Here is a 21135-nt window from a genome sequence, read left to right on the forward strand (position 1 = left end):
TCAGCCCGCGCGATCGTGCCGATGGCGCCACTTGTGCGCGATCCACAGCCGCCACCCGAGCGCCGTCAGCGCATAGCCGGCGACCGAGAGGACCACCGTGATGACCAGCAGCCCGAGCAGTGTCGCCGGTAGCGCCCCCGCCCACAGCCAGTGCAGCCAGCCGGTATTCGCCGCGACGGTGTCCGCGATCGGCTGGCCGGGTACCTTTTCATCGAAGCGCAGGATCGAATGGCCGAGCCAATAGGCCGCCACCCACAAGGGCGGCGTGGTCAGCGGGTTGGTGATGAACGTGGTCGCCGCCGCGGTCGGGATATTGGCCCGGAACGGCAGCGCGAAGATCGCCGACAGCACGATCTGGGCGACCGGAAACAGGATACCGGTGACCATGCCGAGCGCCACACCACGCGGCACCGAGCGGCGCGTGAAGCGCCACAATTCCGGCGCAAGCACGCGATGCGCGACGGGCTTGAGGAAACGGTTGTGCTCTAGGCTCTCGCGCGTCGGCATCGAGCGACGCCACCATGACGCCAGCCGCGTGAACAGGCCAGGCTTGGACGCGGGAGGTCCGTCAGCCACGATCACGCATGATCCTGCCCTGTTCGCGCTTCCAGTCGCGTTCTTTGATCGTGTCGCGCTTGTCGTGCGCCTTCTTGCCCTTGGCCAGGGCAAGTTCGATCTTTGCCTTGCCCGACGGGTTAAAATAGATCGACAACGGGACGAGCGTCATGCCGTCCCGCATCACCGCCCCGAACATCTTCTTGATCTCGCGCTCATGGAGCAGGAGCTTACGCGGGCGCTTGGGTTCGTGGTTGAACCGGTTGCCGTGGCTGAACTCGGGAATGTTCGAATTGATCAGATGGACCTGCCCATCCTTCACTTCGGCATAGCTCTCGACGATCGAGCCCTGCCCGGTGCGCAGGCTCTTCACCTCGGTGCCGACGAGCGCGATGCCTGCCTCGAACACCGTTTCGATAAAATAGTCGAATTTCGCGCGCCGGTTCTCGGCGACGATCTTGGTCTTTTCGAAAGCGGCGGGTTTTGGTCTGGCCATGGGAGGCAGCGATGTAGGCGCGGCGGCGGCGGAAGGAAAGCACGTGGCCGCGCTTTTCGTCGGCACGACGGTTCCACCCGCCAGATGGATCATCGCTATTGCAATAATACGTACTTTTCCGGAGCGCCGACATCGCCCATAGGCCGCTCCGACAACGGTGTCAGGGATCCGGGCCTGTATATGTTCAAACGTTTTGCCGAATTGCGCGCGCAGAAGCATGCGCGCGCGACACGATCCCCCTTGGACATCGCCCGCGGCATGATCGCCGCACGACGCGCGTTGCAGCGCCATCTGCCGGTTCACCTGTTGCATGATCCGGGCCTGGACATGCTGCTCGCGCTGTTCGTCGGTGAACATGAAGGCGTGGCGATGGGCGGGGCAGAGCTGGCAACGACCACCACGGTCGGCCCCGCCATCGCTGCCCACCTGATCAAGGCGATGGCGGCATTGGGGATGATCGAGGAAGATGTGACGATCACGCTCACTGCGCAGGGCAGGTCGGCAGTGGCGGCGGCAATCGCCGCGGTCGGCGCGGCGCAGATGGCCCCGGATTATGCCAGGCGGCCGCGTTTGCGGATGCTATATCAGCGCGATCAACACGACGCGGCGATGCGCGTCACGAGCATGGCAAATCCCGGCCAGCCGTCGTTTGCAGGGCTAAAATCCGGGACGCCGAACCAGCAACGCCTTACCGTTCAATAACGTCCGCGACGCACGCCCTTTGCCCACAAAGGCCGGGGCTGTGCCCGCGGTGACCGCCCTGCCCGCTCAGCCGGGCCGGCCCTTGCCGAGATACCAGCTGATCTTGTTGGTCGCACCTGCCGAGCGTGCACGCTGCGGGTTCAGCAGGTCGTAGACGACAGCATTTTCCAGCACGCGCTGAACGTAGTTGCGCGTCTCCTGCAACGGGATCGCCTCGATCCAGTCGATCACGTCGACCGAGCCGGTCCGCGGATCGCCATTGGCCCGCAGCCATTTGTTCACGTTGCCCGGGCCGGCATTGTACGCCGCCACGGCCAGCGGATAACTGCCGAACTGGGCATAGATGCGCTGAAAATAGCTCGAGCCGAGTTGGATGTTGTAATCCGTGTTCACCGTCAGCGCTGCCGCATCGTACGACAGGCCGAGCTTGCCGGCCTGCTCGCGCGCCGTGCCGGGCATCAGCTGCATCAGCCCGCGCGCCCCGGCATGGCTGATCGCGGCGCGATCGAACTGGCTTTCCTGGCGCGCGATGGCATGGATCATCGTCCAGTTGGCGGCGTGCGAATCGGGCACGCGCACGCTGGGGAAGGCAATTGTGGTATAATCGGTAAGGCCGTTCTGCGCCGCGCTGCGCCCGACCATCACGCCGAGATCGGGCCGGCCCATCAGCCGCGCCAGCTCGGTCGCCAACGTGTGATCGGTGTCGCTCTTCGCGTCGATCGCGATCTGCCGGACGAACAGGCTTTGATCCTCCCAGCGCCCGACCAGCCCGAGATATTGCGCGACACGCACCGTTTCGCGACCGAAGAATGCCGTGCGCGTTGCCGGATCGACGCTGCGCGCGACCGGCTCGACCGGCGGGGTCAGCGAGCGACCGAGCCGCTCGATCGCGAGTTGACCGTAGAACAGATCGCGATAGCCCGCGGCGCGCGTATAGAATGCCGTAGCATCGGCCTGGCGCCCGGCCGCCTCCGCGGCGCGGCCGGCCCAATAATAGCCCTTCGACTGCGACTGCGGCGTCGCCGAACCGCGCGCATAGCGATCGAACATGCCGATCGCATCCACCGGCCGGTTGGCCTTCTTCATCGCCTGTTGCCCGGCAAGCCACACCAGGCTGGTATAATCGTCGCGTTCGCCGAGCGGCGTACGGCTGACGTCGGTTCCGGCGGGATAGGCGTCGTCGACCCTGCTGGCGATATCGTAGGCAAGCTGGGCCTGCCCGTCATTGGCCGCTTCGCGCGCATTGGCGAGCAGCACTTCATACCATTTTTCGACGTCGCCGGGTCGGCTGGCCAGCGCACGCGGGCGGGCCAGCCAGGCACGCGCGCTGGGCGCGGCCGCGCTGTTGCGGAGCCAGGTCGCGCGATCGGCGATATAGCCGGGATCGCTGGCGCCCAGCGCCTCGGTCTGCGCCGAGCGTTGCGCGGCATCCGGTGCATTGGTGCGGAACGCAAGCCGCGCCTCGAACAGCGCGCGCTTGCCCGGGCTGGTAAAGGCCAGTTGCCGTGCGGCGGAGGTGGTTGCCCCCTGCCACAGCAGTTCGTCCATCCGCGCGTCGTGATCCGCCGGGGTGAGTGCGCCGGAGAAGCTCGAGACGAGCAGCGCTTCATCGGGCACCGACAGCACGCCGGTGACCCACGCCTTGCGGGCGGCGGCATAGGCGGCATCGCGCTGACCGGTGACCGACAGCGCCTGGGCATAGGCCGCGCCGCCGCTGGCGGTGAGCGGCGGGAAACGCGTGAAGAAGCTCACAACGGTTGCCGGCACCCCGTTGCCGTTGGACAGCGCGCGCTCGGCGGTGCGGCGCATCGCAGCCTCGCCCGGCCAGCCGGGATGCGCGAGCAGGAAGCGGGCGTAGGAATCGAACGGCAGACTGTCGGTCTGGCGTAGCGCATTCCACTGTCCGACGGCCGAAGCGAGGATGGCATCCTGCGGCGCGGCCTGGGTCTTGAGCAATTGCTGCGCGCGGCCCCAGCCGAGCTGTTCCTGCGTGGCAGTGGGAAGCGCGACACCGGAAGCAGCGGCGGCGAGCAGGGCGATTTCGAACAAAGCTGGTAACATGTGGACAGCCTACGCCAGGCGACAGTAACTGTCAGTGAACAAAAATCGGCAGCGGGCTCTTTTCCGCGCCCCAGGAGCAGATAAACCATGTTTTCCGGATCGATCCCGGCGCTCGTCACGCCGTTCGCGCCCGACGGTGCGTTCGTCGAAAGCGCGTATCGCGAATTCATCGAGTGGCAGATCGCCGAGGGCTCGTCGGGCCTGGTGCCGTGCGGCACCACCGGCGAGGCGGCAACGCTCTCGGCCGATGAGCATTACGATGCGGTGCGCGTGTGCGTCGATCAGGCCCGCGGCCGCGTGCCTGTGATCGCCGGCGCCGGCTCGAACGACACGCGCGTCGCGATCCAGAACATCCAGGCCGCCAAGGATGCCGGCGCGGATGCCGCGTTGATGGTGCCGCCGTATTACAACCGCCCCAACCAGGAGGGCATTTTCCGCCATTTCGAAGCGGTGGCCAATAGCTGCGATCTGCCGATCGTGCTCTACAACGTACCCGGCCGCACGGTCACCGATATCGCGGTCGAGACGGTCGGCCGGATCGCCAAGGCGTTTCCGAGCGTCGTCGGGATCAAGGACGCGACCGGGATCATCCAGCGCGCCTCGGCGCAGCGGCTCGCCTGTGGGCCCGATTTCTGCCAGTTGTCGGGCAACGACGACATGGCGCTGGGCTTCAATGCGAGCGGCGGGGTGGGCTGCATCTCGGTCACCGCCAATGTCGCGCCGCGGCTGTGCGCCGAGTTCCAGGCGGCCTGCGCGGACGAGGACTATACGCTCGCGCTCGATCTGCAGGATCGCCTGTTTGCGTTGCACACGGCGCTGTTCACCGATGCCTCGCCGGGGCCGGTCAAATATGCGCTGAGCATGATCAAGCCGGAATGGCCGATGGCGTTGCGCCTGCCAATGACGCCGCCGAGCGAGGCGAGCCGTGCGGCGGTGGATGCAGGGCTGCGGACCGCCGGGCTGCTGTAGGAACCAATATGCTGGCACCGCAGGGATCTTCCCGGGGGCGGGCGCAGCGCCCCTCCCCGGGAAGACCCCAGCGTTCACCCTGGCTGGCGGTGCCGGCCTTACTTCACCCGCACCCCGCCCTTGATCACTGCGCTGACCTTTTCCAGCAGGCGCACGTCGGCCAGCGGGTCACCGTCCACCGCGACGATATCGCCGTAGCGCCCGACCGCGATCGCGCCGACATCACCGGTCTGGCCGAGCGCCTCGGCGGCGTCCGAGGTCGCGGCGCGGATCGCGCCCAGCGGCGTCATGCCCCATTCGACCATCTTGGCGAACTGCCGGCCATTGTCGCCATGCGGATAGACGCCGGCATCGGTGCCGAAGATCATCCGCACGCCCGCCTTCACCGCGCGCTGGAAGGTCTGGCGCTGCTTGAGCCCGATGATCTTCTCCTTGTCCAGGCTCTCCTGCTCGGTGCCGTTGGCGGTGCCCGTCGCCAGGATATAATCGTCGTTATAGATATCCATGTCGAACCAGGTGCGCTTCTGCGCGGCGAGCTTGAGCGTCTCGTCCGACGCCAGACTGCAATGTTCGATCGTGTCGATCCCGGCGAGGATCGCGGCGCGGATTCCCTCGTCGCCATGCGCATGCGCCGCGACCTTGATGTGCAGCATGTGCGCTTCGTCGGCGATCGCCTTCATCTCTTCCAGGCTCAACTGCTGCCCGCCAACGCTGTCGCCGAGCGAGAACACCCCACCGGTGGCGCAGATCTTGATCACCTGCGCGCCATATTTGTGCAGCCACCGCACCTTGGCGCGCGCTTCGTCCGGCGAATTGACCACGCCCGGGCTCTTGCGGTCGAGCGAGGGCGGCAGGCTATTGTCATCGCAATGCCCGCCGGTCGCGCCGATCGCCAAACCGGCGGTGGTGATCCTGGGGCCGATTGCCCAGCCACCATCGATCGCCTCGCGTAGGCCGACATCCTGAAAGTCTGCCGCGCCGACATTGCGCACCGAGGTAAAGCCCGCGTCGAGCGTCTTCTTCGCATTGGCGACGCCGACCGCACTCCAGAAGCTGTCGGTATATTGCAGGCCGCGATAGCCGCCGATTTCGGCCAGCGACGTCAGGTGCACATGCATGTCGATCAGCCCGGGCAGGATCGTCTTGCCGCCCAGGTCGATATGCTTGATGTCGCCGCCGAACTTGATCGTCCGGGCATCGGCAATGCCGGTGATGCGGCCGTCGACGATCGTGACGGCGGGATGCTCGACCACCTTTCCGGCAAGAACGTCGACCATCCGGTCGGCTGTCACGATCACCGTCTCGGCCGCAGCGGGCGGGGCGGCGGCGGCAGTCAGGGCAAGCGACGCCAGCAGCGTGCGGACAGATTTCATCGATGCGATCCCCCTCTTTCTAGCCGATTACTGTGGCGTGCGCGGGACGGGTCTGTCCAGCATCGACGATCACCGAAGAAAAATATCTTCGTGGCCACCGAAATCCTGCCAAACGCTGCTTGCGCCACACGATTAAGATAAACCGCAGTACAATACCGGATATTATTGGCATAGAACGTGGCCAAGCAGTATGATGATTGTACCAAGCCGAGTCTTCGACTCGATTTGCAGGGTCCTGTAACATCAACGTAGTATTTCTCGCCCTTCATCGATTGACGACGTTGTCTTCTGCGCAAGACAAAGCTTTAACGCAACTTTGTTCATTCGACTTTGGCGGGAATCATCAGAGAGGAATGATGTGATGACCGTATACAATACACAAAATCAGTGGGGCGGCAGCAGCGCGCCGTGGAACGATGGCGGCGTGCTGAGCATCGGTAATCGCGCCGACCAGCAGCCGATCGCCCTGTCGATCAGGTCGGACGACGGCGGACAGACCTTCACCGTCACAATGACCTATCAAGGCGAGGGGCCGATCGGCTTTCGCGGTACTTTGACGACCACCCACACCTATCAGGTCGAGAACCAGTGGGGCGGCGATGCGGCGCCGTGGAACGATGCCGGCCTGTTCCTGCTCGGCGCGCGCGCCGACCAGAAGCCGATCGCGTTCGAACTCGCCTCCAACGACGGCGGCCAGACGCTCCGTGGCACAATGACCTATGACGGCGAAGGCCCGATCGGCGTGCAGGGAACGCTGTCCGAGGGCGTCGCTTTCGTCGCGGCCAATCAATGGGGCGGCAGTAGCGCTCCGTGGAACCCGGGCGGCCTGTGGGTGATCGGATGCCGTGCCAATCAGCCGGTGGTGGCACTCGATGTGACCAGCGACGATCAGGGCAACACGCTCAACGGCTGGATGACATATTTCGGCGAAGGCCCGATCGGCTTCAGGGGCAAGCGGACGATGGCCGACACCTATGCGGTCGAGAACCAATGGGGCGGCGACAGCGCACCGTGGAATCTCGGCGGCACCTGGGTGCTCGGCTGTCGTCCCGATCAGGGGGTAGTGGCGATCAACGTCAACAATGCCGGCGGCAACGGTCTGTCCGGCACGATGACCTATACTGGCGAAGGTCCGATCGGGCTCGAGCTTGTCCCCGGCACGGTCAAGGCGCTGTCCCACGCCTGATCGCTGCTCCGGCGCGGGCCCGGCCGACTTACCCCTTGGCCGGGCCCGCTGCCGGGTTACATGTGCAGCGTCCGACCATAAGCGCCGAGCACGCTTTCGTGCATCATCTCGCTCAGCGTCGGGTGCGGGAAGACGGTTTCGATCAGTTCCTGTTCGGTCGTTTCGAGCGTCTTGCCGATCGTATAGCCCTGGATCAGCTCGGTCACTTCGGCGCCGATCATGTGCGCGCCGAGCAATTCGCCGGTCTTGGCATCGAACACCGTCTTCACGAAGCCCTCGGCTTCGCCCAGCGCGATCGCCTTGCCGTTGCCGATGAACGGGAAAGTGCCGACCTTAAGCTCATAGCCCGCTTCCTTCGCCTTGGCCTCGGTCAGCCCGACGCTGGCGATCTGCGGATGGCAGTATGTGCAGCCCGGGATGTTCTTCGGGTCCATCGCATGCGGATGACCGCCAGCAATCGCCTCGGCCGCGATCACGCCCTCGTGGCTGGCCTTGTGCGCGAGCCAGGGCGGCGCGGTGATGTCGCCGATCGCGTAGAGGCCGTCGATGTTGGTCTTGCAGTCCGGCCCGGTCTTGAGGAAGCCGCGCTCGTCCATGTCGACGCCGAGCTCCTTGAGCCCGATATCGGCGGTGTTGGGCACGATGCCGATGGCGACGATGACGTGGCTGAACTCGGCGGTCGTCGCCTTGCCGTCCTTGGCGGTGATCGTTGCGGCAACGCCTGTTTCGCTGGCGGCGATCTTCTCGATCTTCGCGCTGGTGAGGATCTGCATTCCCTGCTTCTTGAGCGCCTTTTCGAGGAAGGCCGAGACATCTTCATCCTCGACCGGCACGATCCGGTCGAGCATCTCCACGACCGTAACATCTGCCCCCATATCATTGTAAAAGCTGGCGAATTCGATGCCGATTGCGCCCGATCCGATGACCAGCAGCTTGCTCGGCAGCTCGGCCGGCGTCATCGCATGACGATAGGTCCAGACGCGCTTGCCGTCGGCCGGAAGGTTCGGCAGGTCGCGGGCGCGCGCGCCGGTGGCGACGATGACGTTCTTGGCGGTCAGCTCGCTCGCCTTGCCGTCCTTGTCCGTTACCGTCAGCTTGCCCGGCGCGGTGAGCTTGCCCGTGCCCATGTGCACCGCGATCTTGTTCTTCTTCATCAGGTGGGTGACGCCCTGATTGAGCTGCTTGGCCACGCCGCGCGAGCGCTTCACCACCGCATCGAGATCGGCAGTGATGTTGTCGGCGGTCAGGCCGTAATCCTTGGCATGCTGCATATAATGCAGGATCTCGGCCGAGCGCAGCAGCGCCTTGGTCGGGATACAGCCCCAGTTGAGGCAGATGCCGCCAAGCAGTTCGCGTTCGACGATAGCGACTTTCAGCCCGAGCTGGCTGGCGCGGATCGCGGCGACATAGCCGCCGGGGCCGGAGCCCAGCACGATGAGATCATAGGAATCGCTCACGATACGGTCCTGACTTTCTTGGGGAGGAAGCGGCGGCGATGCACCGCGCAGCAGAGAAAAAGGTTGAGCAGGAAGAACAGCCACAGCAGCGTTCGTTCCCCGAACAGATCGACACCGCCGACCACGCGCAGCATCGTGTCGATCCAATCGCTGAGGAAACCGAAGGTGGCGATCGCGATGCCGGCGAACAAGCCGGTGTTGATCGCCCAGGATCGCAGACCGATCTTGTTGACGATCTGCGCGCCCAGCGCATTGGGCACGATCGCGAGCAGCCCCAGCGCGCCGCCAAGCAAGGCCGCCGTGGCGAGGCCGCCGACCGCGGTGCGGGACACACCCGCCCCCGGCAGCGCGCCATTGGCCTGAAACAACAGCAGCAAGGGGCCGCCGACAAGCCCGAGCAGCACGGGAATCGCGATCACGAAGCCAAGCCGAAACATCAGCCGTTCACCGCCCGCGGGCGATCGTCCTCGCCCATCGCGACCAGGGTGAAGCTGCCCGCCGCCGCCCGAGAACCGCCCTCGCCGTGCCGGTCGCGCCGCCATACCTGCACCGCGACGGTCATCGAACTGCGTCCGGTGGCGACGATCTCGGCGTGGAACGACACCTCGTCGCCGACTTCGACCGGCGCGGTGAAGCTGAACCCGTCTGCCGCCACGACCGGGCAGCGCGCGCCCGAATGCCGCGATGCGACCGAGCCGGCGGCGAGCGCCATCTGCCCCATCAGCCAGCCGACGAAAATCTTGCCGTATGGATTGGCATCCGCCGCCATCGCGGTCGCGCGGATCGCCGGCGCCGTTGCGGGCGGACCTTCAGGCATCGGACGCGGCGTCATCGGCCTGCGGCACGCGTCCGTGGTCCCGCGCGCGGCGCAATGACCACAGCCCGCTCAGCACCACGACACCCACCACGATCCACGCGACGAGCGTGATCGATTCCCGCGCGTTGGGCACCGACCAGGCCGCCAGCCAGGCCAACAACAGCGTCGCCAGTACGCCAACCGCGATGTGCAGCAGCTCGATGAGCGCCCGCACCGGCATGTCAGGCCAACATGCCGAGCGGATTTTCGACCAGGTTCTTGAACGCCTGCATCAGCTCGGCGCCGTCCGCGCCGTCGATCGCGCGGTGGTCGAAGCTGCCGGTTGCCGACATCACGGTGGCGATGCCGAGCGCGTCGTCAATGATATAGGGGCGCTTCTCGCCCGCGCCGATCGCCATGATCATGCCCTGCGGCGGATTGATCACCGCGTCGAAATTCTTGATTCCGAACATGCCCATGTTGCTGATGCTCGCGGTGCCGCCGGTATATTCCTCCGGCTTCAGCTTCTGCTCGCGCGCGCGCGCCGCCAGATCCTTCATCTCGGTCGAAATCGCCGACAGCGACTTGGTATCGGCCGAGGTGATCACCGGCGTGATCAACCCGGAAGGCGCGCTGACCGCGACCGAGATGTCGGCGCGGGCAAAGCTGATCAGCTGATCGGGCGTGAACATCACGTTGCACTTGGGCACCTGGATCAGGCTGACCGCCAGCGCCTTGATCAGCAGATCGTTGACCGACAGCTTCACAGCCCGCGCCTCAAGGCTCTTGTTGAGCTCCGCACGCAGCTTGAGCAGCGCGTCGAGCCGGATATCCACGGTCAGATAGATATGCGGCACGGTCTGCTTGGATTCGGTCAGGCGGCGCGCGATCGTCTTGCGCACGTTGCTGAGCTTGGTCGCCTCGTGCGGGATGTCCGGGATTGCGGCCGGCTTGGCGGCGGCAGCCGGGGCGGCCGCGGCCTGCGGCGCGGCGGCCGTTTCAGCGCTGGATGCCGCAGGCGCGGCCGCCGCCTTGGCGTCGGCGAGATCGGCCTTGATGATCCGCCCGTTCGGGCCCGAGCCGGTCAGCGCGGACAGTTCGATCCCCTTCTCGGCGGCAAGGCGACGGGCCAGCGGGCTGGCCTTGATCCGCTCGCCGGATGCGGCCGGAGCAGGAGCAGGCGACGCCGGCTTGGCCGGCGCAGGCTCGACCGGCGCTTCTGACGTGGTTTTGTCCGTCGGCGCTTCCGCCTTGGGCTCTTCTTTCGGCGCGGCAAGAGCCGCCTTCTCGGTCGGCGCGGCATCGGCGCTCTCGCCATCCTCCAGCAACGTCGCGATGACCGTGCCGACCTTCACATTGTCGGTGCCCTCGGCGACCAGGATCTTGCCGATCACGCCCTCGTCGACTGCCTCGAACTCCATCGTCGCCTTGTCGGTCTCGATTTCGGCCATCAGGTCGCCGGATTTGACGGTATCGCCTTCCTTGACCAGCCATTTGGCCAGCGTGCCTTCTTCCATCGTCGGCGACAGAGCGGGCATCTTGATCTCGATCGGCATGGTAATCCTTAACTCGTTCCTGGGGAGGACGTGATTCCGTGAATGCGCGCGATCCTTCGCCTCCGCCACCGCCCGGGTCAAGACCGCCCCTTGCGCCGACAGCCGCATATCGGGCACCTAGGCCGCTCTTAGGGGAGCATGCATGCGGATCTATCTGGTCGTCGTCGACGAAACGCCCGAGGCGGGCATTGCGCTGCGCTTCGCCGCGCGCCGCGCGGTGAAGACCGGTGGCGGCGTCGAGATTCTGTCCTTGCTGCCGCCATCGGAATTCGGCCCGTGGGGCGGCGTGCAGGCGACGATCGAGGAGGAGGCGCGGCTTCACGCCGAGGCGCTGGTCAGCGGCGCGGCAGGCACGTTGATCGAGGAATCCGGCCTGCGCCCGTCGATCACGCTGCGCCAGGGCGACGGGCCCAAGATCCTGCGCGAGATGATCGCCGCCAATCCCGATATCGCCGCATTGGTGCTCGGCGCCGCGGCGATCGGCCCGCCCGGCCCGCTCGTCACGCATTTCGCCGGCACCGATGCCGGCGCACTGCCCATCCCGGTCATGATCATCCCCGGCTCGCTGACCCGCGACGCCATCGACAGGCTCAGCTGATGAAAACCCTACCGCTTATCGCGCTCGTTCTCGCGACCCCTGCCGCCGCTGCGCAGGACAAGCCCTCCCCCACCCGCCTCAAGGCCGATGTCGAGAAGCTCGTCTCGTTCGGCACGCGCCACACGTTGTCCTCGCCCGACGATCCCGCGAGAGGCATCGGCGCGGCCCGCGCCTGGGCCGGCGGCGAGTTCACGCGGATCGCCGATGCCTGCAACGGCTGCATCGTCGTGTCGAACATCGCGCGCACGATGGTCTCGCCGCGCACCCCCGATGGCGCCAATATCGTCGACGTGCTCGGCTTCCAGCAGGGCAGCGACCCCAAGCGCGTGGTGATCGTCGGCGCGCATATCGACAGCCGCGTCACCGACGTGATGGACGCCAAGAGCGATGCGCCGGGCGCGAACGACAATGCCTCCGGATCGGCGCTGGTGCTGGAAGCGGCGCGGCTGCTGTCCAAGCACAAATATCGCGCGACGATCGTCTACGTCTTGTTCTCGGGCGAGGAACAGGGGCTGCTCGGCGCGCAACTGCTCGCCGAAACCGCACGCGAGAAGGGCTGGACGGTCAGCGCGATGCTCAACAACGATATCGTCGGCAACAGCCTGGGCCAGGGCGGCGTGCGCGACGCGGCCAAGGTGCGCGTGTTTTCCGAAGGCATCCGCGCCTCGGAAGATCTGGCGCAACAGATCGCCCGGCGCGGCAATGGCGGCGAGGATGACGGCCCGTCGCGCGCTTTGGCCAAAGCGATCGACGGGATCGCCGGCACGATCCCGCAGGGCGTGGACGTGTTCGTCGATCGCCGCCCCGATCGCTTCGGCCGCGGCGGCGATCACGAGCCGTTCCTGAAACTCGGCTTTCCTGCCGTGCGCTTTTCGTCGGCGGTCGAGAATTGGGATGCACAGCATCAGGACCTGCGCAGCGAACGGGGCGTGACCTATGGCGACACGGTCGACCGGATGGATTTCGCCTATCTCGCCAAGATTACCGCGATCAACGTCGCGACGATCGCCCGGCTGGCCGCGGCGCCGGCCGCCCCCGACAAGGTGACGATCGCCGGCGACCTGTCCCGCGACACGACGGTGTCCTGGCCAGCGATCTCCGGCGCGGCGAAATATCGTATTCGCTGGCGGCGCAACGAGGCACAGGACTGGACCGCCAGCCGCGACGCGACGGACGTGCGCGCCGTGCTCGCCAACGTGCCGGTCGACGATCACTTCATCGGCGTCTCGGCCATCGCGGCGGACGGCGCGGAAAGCCTCGTCACGTTCGGCGAACGCGCGCGGCGGTAACAGCTGTACTCCTGCGCACGCAGGAGCACATGGCCACGAACGGTATCTCCGGTTACCCTGGTTTCCTGCGTTCGCAGGAACACGATGGCGATCACCGGGCGCTTGCCTCCATCCCAGGCTCCACACTGCCGTCGTTCGCCACCTCGTCCGCATCCGGATCGCGCCCGTGCAGCCGATCGAGCCGTCGCATGACCGGGGTCACGGTCAGGCCGTGCATGAGGATCGACAGCAGCACGACCAGCCCCATCAGCGCCCATAGGCGCTCGGCGTTGGCCGCCTGCATATGGTTGAGCCCGTACGCGAGATAATAGAACGAGCCCATGCCGCGAATGCCGAAAAAGGCCAGGGTCAGCTTCTCGCTGCGCTTGGCGGGGGAGCCGAGAAAGCCGAGCGCGCCGGCCAGCGGTCGCACCACCAACAGCACCAGCACCGCCACCGCCACCTCGATCCAGCCCAGCGGCGCCAGCAGCCCGCTGACCAGCGCGCCGCCAAACAGCAGCAGCCCGGCCATCATCGCCAGCCGTTCGATCTGTTCGGCGAAATCGTGCATGTCGCGCTGAAAATCATGGCTGCGATGCGAATGGCGCAGGGCCAAAGCGGCGACGAACACGCCGAGAAAGCCATAGCATTGCGCGATTTCGCACAGACCGTAAGCGAGGAACGTCGCGGCGATCGCGATCACCCCGTCGCCGGTCTGCGCCAGCTTGCTTTCAGCCGGAATATGGAAGGTGACCCAGCCGATCAGCCGCCCGATGCCCCAGCCGATCACCACCGCCGCGGCGATTTCCCACACGACGCTGTGCAACACCCATTTCGTCGCCCAGGCCTCGCCCGTCGCCGCCGCCGCGGCGAGCGCCAGCGCCAGATGCACGAAGGGAAAGGCGAGCCCGTCGTTGAGCCCGGCCTCCGAGGTCAGGCCGAAGCGCACCTCGTCCTCCTCCCCGGTCTTGGGCGGGCCGACCTGGACGTCGGCGGCGAGCACCGGATCGGTCGGTGCGAGCGCGCTGCCGAGCAGGATCGCCACCGGCCAGGGCAGGCCCAGCGCATAGACGCCGAGCAGCGTGATTGCCCCGATCGTCAGCACCATGGTTGGCCCGAGCAGCCGCCAGGTCGCGCCCCAACTCCTCCAGCCGAACACGCGATCGATTTTGAGCCCCGCGCCCATCAGCGCGATGATCACGACGAATTCGGTGAAATGCTCGACGAACACGGGATGCCGCGTGGGCAGCGGCGCGATCGGCAGGGGCAGGAAACAGAACAAGGCGGCGCCGATCGCGATGCACACGATCGGCAGCGACAGCGGCAGCTTCTTGAGCGCCAGCGGCAGCCACGCGACGAGCGCGATGAGCAGCCCCGCGCCGGTCATGGCGAGGATATAGGGCTCGGGCGGCCAGGTGAAGGTTTCGAACATGCGCTACGAACCCCTGGGCGCGCAGGACGTTCATTTCCCAACCCTACCTTAAGAGCGCGGCTCGCGATTGTCCCGGGCGAACGCCGTCAGCAGCGGCAGGCGCAGTTGCACTGGCGCACCTTGGTCGGCCGCCACACCTTCTTCTTGGCATGAGTGCGGCGCGGCGCGGTATAGGTCACCGTGTCGATATACTCAGTGGTCGTCGTGACATAGGCCGGTGGGCTGGTGACCGTCACCGTGGTGGTCGTCGCCGGGGGATACCAATAGCCGCCCGCGACATAGCCGCCCCGCTGGCCACCGGCCGTATAGCCGCCGCCCTGCACGACTTCGCTTGGCGCGCCATAGACCACCGGCGGCACCGGATAGCCGGCGCCATAGCCGTCGCCCGGCGCAACATCGCCGTCATACCCGTAGCCCGCATCGTAGCCGCCATCGTCATAGCCGGCGCCATAGCTGTCGTCATAGCGGTCCCAATCGAGCCCGCTGACCGAATCCCACACCTGGCCGCGCTGGTCCATCAGCACGGCATCGTCATAATAGCGCGTCCAATTGTAGCCATAAGGCGGCGTGGCCAGGCCGTAGGACGAATAGTCGCTGATGAAGAAGCTCGGCGCGATCCAGTAGCGCGGCAGTGTCCAGCCGCGCGTCGGGCGGCGATAATTCTTCCACCCGCCCGGCGCTTGATGCCCGGCATACCAGTGGCCATCGATCTTGTTGCCCCAGCGCGACGGGCGCGGATGGTCCCAGTTGCCGGGCACGGGCCGCGGATTGTTGTGCCAATTGCCGGGCTGGGTCGGGCGGGGATTGTTGTGCCACCCGCCGGCCGGCGGTGTCGGGCGCGGAGTGTTGTTCCAACCGCCTGCGGGCGGCGTCGGGCGCGGACCGCTATGCCAACCACCGGCCGGCATGGTCGGGCGCGGACCGTTCCAATTGCCACCTTGTGCCGGGCGCGGCGCATTCCAGCTGCCACGCGACTGCACCGAGGACATGCTGCGCGCCGAACTCGTCTGCGTCGCACTGCTGCCGAGTCGCTGCGCGTCGAGCGGGGCAGCCGACACGAGGAGCGCCGCCGAAAGTGCCGCAAAAGTCAGGGTCCGCATGGTCAACACTCCTGGTTCTGCGGTAAACGCCCCCGGTCGCCGCAAAAAATCCTTAACGCGGTCCTTACCATTCGGGACGCTCGTTCGCCAGATCGTGCACTGTCCCGAATCGGATCATCCGAGCCGTGGCGCGAGCAACGCCATCAATGCCTCGCAGCCGGCCGCATCCCCGGCGTCGAACCGCGCCGCCACCGGGCTGTCGAGATCGAGCACGCCGATCAGCCGATCCTGCGAGACGATCGGCACGACCAGTTCCGACCGGCTTGCCGCGTCGCAGGCGATATGGCCGGGAAAGGCGTGCACGTCATCGACCCGCTGCGTCGTGCGGGTGGCGGCAGCGGTGCCGCACACGCCCTTGCCCATCGCGATGCGGATGCACGCCGCCTTGCCCTGGAACGGGCCGAGCACCAGTTCGCCATCGACCGCGCGGTAGAAGCCGGCCCAGTTGAGATCGGGCAGATACTGCCAGATCAGCGCCGCGGCATTGGCCATGTTGGCGATCGCATCGGGCTCGTCGGCGGTCAGCGCGTCGAGCGCGGCGCCGAGGTCGCGGTAGAGCTCGGCCTTGCTGCTATTGGCGATGTCGAACTGGTACATGGGTTTCTCCGTCTTTCGTGCCGTCCCTGTTGCGGCAGTCGCCGATCTGCGCAATCGCTTTCGGCATGGTCGCCATTCCCGTTACCCGCTCGATCTCGATCGACAGCGACGAGCTGCAGGAAAGCGCCACCCGTTCGGGCGGCGCCGGCGGCCAGCATGTCAATACGACGGACAGCGCGGTGATCCTGCGCTTCGATGTCGGCAATTCGCCCAATCTGCCGCTGGCGGTGAAGAACCGGCTGGCGATCCTCGCCGGCTCGCGGCTGACGCGCGACGGCGTGCTGGTGCTGCGCAGCGAAGGCACCCGCTCGCAATTGCTCAACCGCCAGGAGGTGCGCGAACGGCTGATCGCGCTCATCCAGGAAGCGACGATCGTGCCCAAGAAGCGCCGCCCGACCAAGCCGACGCGCGCGTCGCAGACCCGGCGGGTGGAGGGCAAGGTGAAGCGCAGCACGGTGAAGAACTTGCGCGGGAAAGTGCGGGACTGACCCTCTCCGCCATCCCGCATCAAGTCCGGGATGACGGCAGCTTCAGGCGCCCTCGGGTGCCTCGAAATCCGTCACCACCGTGGCCACCTCGGCGCCCTCGGGCAGCGTAAACCCGGCCTCGGCGAATCGCGCGGGCAGCGGCGCGACCGCCACGATCGGCTGCTTGCCGGCGCGCGGGACGGTCAGCCCGGCGGCGTGGAGCAGGCTGTGCTTGCCGCCCGAGCTATAGACCGGATCGCCGACCACCGGCGCGCCCAGCGCCTCGGCGGCGTGCACGCGGATCTGGTGCGTCCGCCCCGTCTCGGGGGTGAATTCGACGAACGAACGCCCATCCTTGACCTCGATCACGCGCCAACCGGTGCGCGCCGCCTTGCCCGCAGGATCGCCCTTCATGCGCCAGCCGTCCTCGGCGCTGCTGATCTTCGACAGCGCGAGATCGATCACGCCCTCGCCTTCGACAACGCCCTCGAGCACCGCCAGATAGCGTTTGGTGACCAGCCCCTGTTCGAACGCCTGCTGCAGGCGCGCATGCGCCTTGGGGTTGCGCGACAGCAGCAGACACCCCGACGTGTCGCGATCGAGCCGGTGCACGGCATGCGGCCAGCGACGGAACCCGAAGGTCAGGCCGGCGAGATGGTTTTCGAGGCTGATCGATCCATCGCGCGGGCGATCGACCGGCAGGCCGGCGGGTTTGTCGATGACCAGCGCTTCGCCGTCGAGGAAGAGAACATGATTTGCAAGCATCCCGCCCCCTTGCCACCGCTTGGGCGCGCATGCCAGAGAAACACCCGGTGAATCCCTTGTTCAAATTTCTCGTCGGCGCGTGCGGCTGGTCGATCGGCCTGGCGCCGGGGTTGGCGCTGGCGATGACCGTCCCGCTGTGCCCGACGCAAAACGCCGAAGCCGGTACCGACGGCCGCGTGCTCGGCCACCTGCCTTACGGCCAGGGCGCCGAGGCCGATCTGCTGCCTGCGCCGCCCGGCTTCGCGATCGGCGGCCCGTGCCGGCTGCACCGCGCCGCCATGGTCGACCTCATCCGCCTGCTGCAGGCCGCGGACACCGTTCCCGGTGTTGCCGGCACGCTGCGCGGCGTTTCCTGCTTCCGCCCGATCGAATATCAGCGCCAGGTGTTCTGCGCGCAGATCGGCCAAGGCCAGCGTTTCGCCAATGCCGCCGAACGCGCCCGCGTTGCCGCGCCGCCGGCCTATAGCGAACATGCTACCGGCTATACGCTCGATTTCGCCGTCCGCCCGTCGCCCGATTGCCCGGATGTCGATGCCTGCATCATCTGGCACCCGGCCGGGCGCTGGTTGCTGGCGCACGCCCGCGATTTCGGCTTCGAACTGTCCTTCCCGGCGGGCAATGCGCAGGGCGTATCGTGGGAGCCGTGGCATTGGCGCTGGGTTGGCGTGTCGCCCAAGGCGCCGGGCGCAGCGGCGGCGCGCGCGGTGTTCGCCCGCGCCGCAGCCAAATATCCGGCGATCCCGGGCGTGTACCTCAAGCCGCCGCCGGTCGTGCCGACTCTGCCAAGGCCCGGCTTCCCGCTCTATTGGCCGCGCGTCCCCGGCCTGTAGACGCGAAAACGGCCGATCGGGAGATCCCGACCGGCCGTTTCAGTGGTTCAGCCAAATGCTCAGGCGTTCAGCTTGCCTGCCACTTCGGCGATCCGCTTGCCCTGATAGCGCGCGCCATCCAGTTCGCTCGCGCTCGGCTGGCGGCTGCCATCGCCATCGGCGATCGTCGTTGCGCCATACGGCGATCCGCCCTTGACCTCATCGACGCCCATCTGCCCCTGGAAGCCGTAGTCCAGCCCGACGATCGTCATGCCGAAATGCAGCAGGTTGGTGATGATTGAGAACAAGGTCGTCTCCTGCCCGCCATGCTGGCTGGCGGTCGAGGTGAAGGCGCCGCCGACCTTGCCGTTCAGCGCGCCGCTCGCCCACAGGCCGCCGGCCTGGTCGAGGAACGAGGCCATCTGGCTCGGCATCCGCCCGAAGCGCGTCGGCGCGCCGATGATGATCGCGTCATAATTCGCCAAGGCCTGCACATTCTCGATTTCGGGGTGCGCGGTGTCGGTCTTGAAGTGCGCAGCGGCGACGACGGCGGCCGGTGCCGTCTCGGCCACGCGGCGGATATCGACCTCGGCACCGCCGGCGCGCGCGCCTTCGGCAACGGCATCCGCCATCTGCTCGATATGGCCGTAGGACGAATAATAGAGAACGAGGACCTTGGTCATGGCAGTTTCCTTTAGCTTCCCCCTTCCAGCGTACGGGAGGGGTTGTGGGTGGGCTCGCGCTAGCGGCAAGCGTTGCAGTCGAGGGCGAGCGCGAGCCCACCCCTGCCCCTCCCGCAAGCGGGAGGGGTTGAGTCGCTATTCGCTATCGACCAGCACGATCTCGCTATCCTCGATCGCGCGCAGTTCGACTGTCTGACCGCCTTCGAGGGCCGCGCCATCGCGCGCATCGAAGCGCACGCCGTCGATCTCCAGCGCGCCCTTGGCGAGCACGAAATAGGCATGGCGCCCCGCGCCGACGGTATGCGTCAAGCGCTCGCCCGCCGACACGGTCGCGCCCAGCACGCGGGCATCGGTGCGGATCGGCAGCGCGCCGACATCCTCGGCAAAGCCGCTCGCCAGCACCTGGAACTGGCCGTCGCGCGCCGCCTTGGGGAACGGCTTGGCACCCCAGCTGGGCGCGCCGCCCTTGCGCGTCGGCTCGATCCAGATCTGGAACAAGGTGGTCGTCTCATTCTCCAGGTTGAATTCGGCATGACGCACGCCGGTGCCCGCGCTCATCACCTGCACGTCGCCGGCGCCGGTGCGGCCCTTGTTGCCGAGCGAATCCTGGTGCGTGATCGCCCCGCTGCGGACATAGGTGATGATCTCCATGTCCTTGTGCGGATGCGCCGGGAAGCCGCTGTTCGGGCCGATCTCGTCATCGTTCCACACGCGGATCGCGCCCCAGCCCATGCGTGCCGGATCGTAATAATTGGCGAAGGAGAAATGATGGCGGGCGTTGAGCCAACCGTGATTGGCGTGACCCAGGCTGTCGAACGAGCGCTTGTCGATTTTGCTCTTGGTATCGATCATGGTGCAGTCCTCTGAACGAGTTGTTGCCGCCAAGATAAGGGTTTCCATCATATCGTAAATGGAAACGCTGGAAACCGATCGTTTCCCTCTATAATGAATCCCTGGACGTGTTTCAGCGTGCCGGCGCGGACTTCCGCCTGACGAACACCTGCCCTTGCCGTGCCGTCCGTGGCCGCGGCGGGGTGAAGAGGTGCTCGCCGATCGGGATCGCGGCGTGCCCGAGCCTGCCGAAGCGCGCCACCTGCGGTCAACATGACGGAGAAACAAGCAATGCGCCTGCCCGACCTGGAAGCCTGGGCGATCTTCGCGCAAGTCGTCGAGCATCGCTCGTTCAGCGGCGCGGCGGATGCCATCGGCGTGTCGAAGGCGACCGTTTCCAAGGCGATATCGCGGCTGGAGACGCATCTCAACCAATCGCTGTTCCACCGCACCTCGCGCCGCCTGACGCTGACCGAAAGCGGCAAGGCGCTGGCCGAGCATGCCGCGCGCATCCTGGCCGAGGCCAATGCCGCCGAGGAGGCCGCGCGCGATGCGGCGACCGCACCGACCGGGCTGGTCCGGCTGACGGCGCCGATGACCCTGGGCCTGCTCCACGTGGCGCCGCTGATCGCCGAATTTCTGGCCTTGCATCCCGGCATCGAAATCGATCTCAATCTGACCGACGGCAAGGTCGATATCGTCGCCGAGGGGTTCGATGTCGCGCTGCGCATCGCCGATCTGCCCGACAGTTCGTTGCGGTCGCGCCGCCTCGGCCCCGTCACCGCGCATATCGTCGCCGCGCCATCCTATCTGCAACTGCACGGCCGACCGACGCATCCCGCGCAACTCGGCGAGCGCCCGTGCTTTGCCTATACCAACGTGACCGGGCCGTGGCGCTTTCACGGCCCGGACGGCGGCGAAGCGGCAGTGCGCCCGACCGGCCCGCTGAGCGCGAACAGCGGCGACGCCTTGCTGCCGGCGCTGCGCGCGGGGCTCGGCATCGGCATCCTGCCCGATTTTATCGTCGGGCCCGACCTGATCGACGGTTCGCTTGTCGCGATCCTGACCGACTGGTCGCTGCCCCCGATCGCGCTGCATCTGCTGACGCCGCCCAGCAATCTGCGCCCGGCGCGGGTCGAGACGCTGATCACGTTCCTGGCCGATCGCATGCGCAGCGTGTGCACGGCGGAGGGTTTCGGCTGACGCCGCGCGCCACCCGGGCATGCGCGCGCATTTCGTTTACCCTTCTGCGCCATTAGCGATGGCAACACCGCAACCGACTCGCCGACACACCGCTCCGGTGGCTGGCGACTCGCGGACTCAAGCCACTTAATCCGAAATTAACCTTTTGCGTTCATCACTGATGAGGTTAATGGTTTATGCGCAATCAGGTCGGGCCAAGGGAGGCCTCGATACGTTGCGAGTGGACAGGGG

General features: G+C 66.6%; 23 protein-coding genes. 8 read left to right on the forward strand and 15 right to left on the reverse strand.

Annotation, left to right across the window (positions count from 1 at the left end; translation table 11 throughout):
- Both NV401_RS12480 and smpB read right to left on the reverse strand, forming a co-directional pair.
- Entirely contained in the window at positions 1-507 is a 507-nt protein-coding gene (locus NV401_RS12480) for a DUF2062 domain-containing protein (protein ID WP_261294826.1), read from the reverse strand.
- Between the two features lie 61 nt (positions 508-568).
- The gene (gene smpB / locus NV401_RS12485; RefSeq protein ID WP_261294762.1) at positions 569-1051 is read right to left on the reverse strand and encodes an SsrA-binding protein SmpB; all 483 of its coding nucleotides are present in this window, start codon (positions 1049-1051) and stop codon (positions 569-571) included.
- 84 nt (positions 1052-1135) lie between these two features.
- Here smpB and NV401_RS12490 point away from each other — a divergent pair, with 84 nt between their 5' ends.
- Complete coding sequence (locus tag NV401_RS12490; protein WP_261294763.1) at positions 1136-1753, forward strand: hypothetical protein; 618 nt, start codon at positions 1136-1138, stop codon at positions 1751-1753.
- Positions 1754-1819: 66 nt separating this feature from the next.
- Here NV401_RS12490 and NV401_RS12495 read toward each other — a convergent pair whose 3' ends face one another.
- Positions 1820-3814 carry a lytic transglycosylase domain-containing protein gene (locus NV401_RS12495; protein ID WP_261294764.1) on the reverse strand — a complete coding sequence of 665 codons (1995 nt, stop codon included), beginning with the start codon at positions 3812-3814 and terminating at the stop codon, positions 1820-1822.
- Positions 3815-3901: 87 nt separating this feature from the next.
- Between NV401_RS12495 and dapA the strand changes: the two genes are divergently transcribed.
- Entirely contained in the window at positions 3902-4783 is an 882-nt protein-coding gene (dapA, locus tag NV401_RS12500; protein WP_261294765.1) for a 4-hydroxy-tetrahydrodipicolinate synthase, read from the forward strand.
- 98 nt (positions 4784-4881) lie between these two features.
- On the opposite strand, the gene NV401_RS12505 is transcribed toward dapA, so the two are convergent.
- Positions 4882-6156: a Xaa-Pro dipeptidase gene (locus NV401_RS12505; RefSeq protein ID WP_261294766.1), complete on the reverse strand. Its 1275-nt coding sequence runs from the start codon at positions 6154-6156 to the stop codon at positions 4882-4884.
- Positions 6157-6517: 361 nt separating this feature from the next.
- On the opposite strand from NV401_RS12505, the gene NV401_RS12510 reads away from it, so the two are divergent.
- Positions 6518-7342: a lectin OAA family protein gene (locus tag NV401_RS12510; protein ID WP_261294767.1), complete on the forward strand. Its 825-nt coding sequence runs from the start codon at positions 6518-6520 to the stop codon at positions 7340-7342.
- Between the two features lie 56 nt (positions 7343-7398).
- Here NV401_RS12510 and lpdA read toward each other — a convergent pair whose 3' ends face one another.
- From lpdA to NV401_RS12535, 5 genes are read right to left on the reverse strand one after another with little or no spacing between them, the layout of a single operon-like run.
- Positions 7399-8799: a dihydrolipoyl dehydrogenase gene (lpdA, locus tag NV401_RS12515; RefSeq protein ID WP_261294768.1), complete on the reverse strand. Its 1401-nt coding sequence runs from the start codon at positions 8797-8799 to the stop codon at positions 7399-7401.
- Positions 8796-9218: a hypothetical protein gene (locus NV401_RS12520; protein ID WP_261294769.1), complete on the reverse strand. Its 423-nt coding sequence runs from the start codon at positions 9216-9218 to the stop codon at positions 8796-8798. The genes lpdA and NV401_RS12520 overlap by 4 nt, the downstream gene beginning before the upstream one ends.
- A gap of 17 nt (positions 9219-9235) precedes the next feature.
- Complete coding sequence (locus tag NV401_RS12525; RefSeq protein ID WP_261294770.1) at positions 9236-9616, reverse strand: acyl-CoA thioesterase; 381 nt, start codon at positions 9614-9616, stop codon at positions 9236-9238.
- The gene (locus NV401_RS12530) at positions 9609-9836 is read right to left on the reverse strand and encodes a hypothetical protein (protein WP_261294771.1); all 228 of its coding nucleotides are present in this window, start codon (positions 9834-9836) and stop codon (positions 9609-9611) included. The genes NV401_RS12525 and NV401_RS12530 overlap by 8 nt, the downstream gene beginning before the upstream one ends.
- Before the next feature lies 1 nt (position 9837).
- Positions 9838-11151, reverse strand: coding sequence for a pyruvate dehydrogenase complex dihydrolipoamide acetyltransferase (locus NV401_RS12535; RefSeq protein WP_261294772.1), 1314 nt, complete (start codon positions 11149-11151; stop codon positions 9838-9840).
- A 142-nt stretch (positions 11152-11293) separates the two neighbouring features.
- On the opposite strand from NV401_RS12535, the gene NV401_RS12540 reads away from it, so the two are divergent.
- Both NV401_RS12540 and NV401_RS12545 read left to right on the forward strand, forming a co-directional pair.
- A complete protein-coding gene (locus NV401_RS12540) occupies positions 11294-11749 on the forward strand; it encodes a universal stress protein (protein ID WP_261294773.1) in 456 nt (151 codons plus the stop codon).
- Positions 11749-13038: a M20/M25/M40 family metallo-hydrolase gene (locus tag NV401_RS12545; protein ID WP_261294774.1), complete on the forward strand. Its 1290-nt coding sequence runs from the start codon at positions 11749-11751 to the stop codon at positions 13036-13038. Before NV401_RS12540 ends, NV401_RS12545 begins: the two co-directional genes overlap by 1 nt.
- A 91-nt stretch (positions 13039-13129) precedes the next feature.
- Here NV401_RS12545 and NV401_RS12550 read toward each other — a convergent pair whose 3' ends face one another.
- From NV401_RS12550 to NV401_RS12560, 3 genes are all read right to left on the reverse strand, one after another.
- A complete protein-coding gene (locus NV401_RS12550; RefSeq protein ID WP_261294775.1) occupies positions 13130-14449 on the reverse strand; it encodes a cation:proton antiporter in 1320 nt (439 codons plus the stop codon).
- Positions 14450-14535: 86 nt separating this feature from the next.
- Positions 14536-15549: an RcnB family protein gene (locus NV401_RS12555; protein ID WP_261294776.1), complete on the reverse strand. Its 1014-nt coding sequence runs from the start codon at positions 15547-15549 to the stop codon at positions 14536-14538.
- A 114-nt stretch (positions 15550-15663) separates the two neighbouring features.
- Complete coding sequence (locus NV401_RS12560; protein WP_261294777.1) at positions 15664-16146, reverse strand: GAF domain-containing protein; 483 nt, start codon at positions 16144-16146, stop codon at positions 15664-15666.
- A gap of 65 nt (positions 16147-16211) precedes the next feature.
- Here NV401_RS12560 and arfB point away from each other — a divergent pair, with 65 nt between their 5' ends.
- Positions 16212-16634, forward strand: coding sequence for an alternative ribosome rescue aminoacyl-tRNA hydrolase ArfB (gene arfB, locus NV401_RS12565; protein WP_261294778.1), 423 nt, complete (start codon positions 16212-16214; stop codon positions 16632-16634).
- Positions 16635-16676: 42 nt separating this feature from the next.
- Here arfB and NV401_RS12570 read toward each other — a convergent pair whose 3' ends face one another.
- On the reverse strand, positions 16677-17378 hold the full coding sequence (locus tag NV401_RS12570; RefSeq protein ID WP_261294779.1) for an RluA family pseudouridine synthase: 702 nt from the start codon (positions 17376-17378) through the stop codon (positions 16677-16679).
- A gap of 29 nt (positions 17379-17407) precedes the next feature.
- Between NV401_RS12570 and NV401_RS12575 the strand changes: the two genes are divergently transcribed.
- A complete protein-coding gene (locus NV401_RS12575; protein ID WP_261294780.1) occupies positions 17408-18208 on the forward strand; it encodes a M15 family metallopeptidase in 801 nt (266 codons plus the stop codon).
- 59 nt (positions 18209-18267) lie between these two features.
- Here NV401_RS12575 and wrbA read toward each other — a convergent pair whose 3' ends face one another.
- A complete protein-coding gene (wrbA, locus tag NV401_RS12580; RefSeq protein ID WP_261294781.1) occupies positions 18268-18870 on the reverse strand; it encodes an NAD(P)H:quinone oxidoreductase in 603 nt (200 codons plus the stop codon).
- Between the two features lie 135 nt (positions 18871-19005).
- On the reverse strand, positions 19006-19722 hold the full coding sequence (locus NV401_RS12585; RefSeq protein ID WP_261294782.1) for a pirin family protein: 717 nt from the start codon (positions 19720-19722) through the stop codon (positions 19006-19008).
- Positions 19723-19992: 270 nt separating this feature from the next.
- Between NV401_RS12585 and NV401_RS12590 the strand changes: the two genes are divergently transcribed.
- On the forward strand, positions 19993-20904 hold the full coding sequence (locus tag NV401_RS12590) for a LysR family transcriptional regulator (protein ID WP_261294783.1): 912 nt from the start codon (positions 19993-19995) through the stop codon (positions 20902-20904).
- Positions 20905-21135: the final 231 nt, after the last annotated feature.

It is taken from the genome of Sphingomonas hylomeconis, from assembly GCF_025370105.1.
GTDB classification, from domain to species: domain Bacteria; phylum Pseudomonadota; class Alphaproteobacteria; order Sphingomonadales; family Sphingomonadaceae; genus Sphingomonas; species Sphingomonas hylomeconis.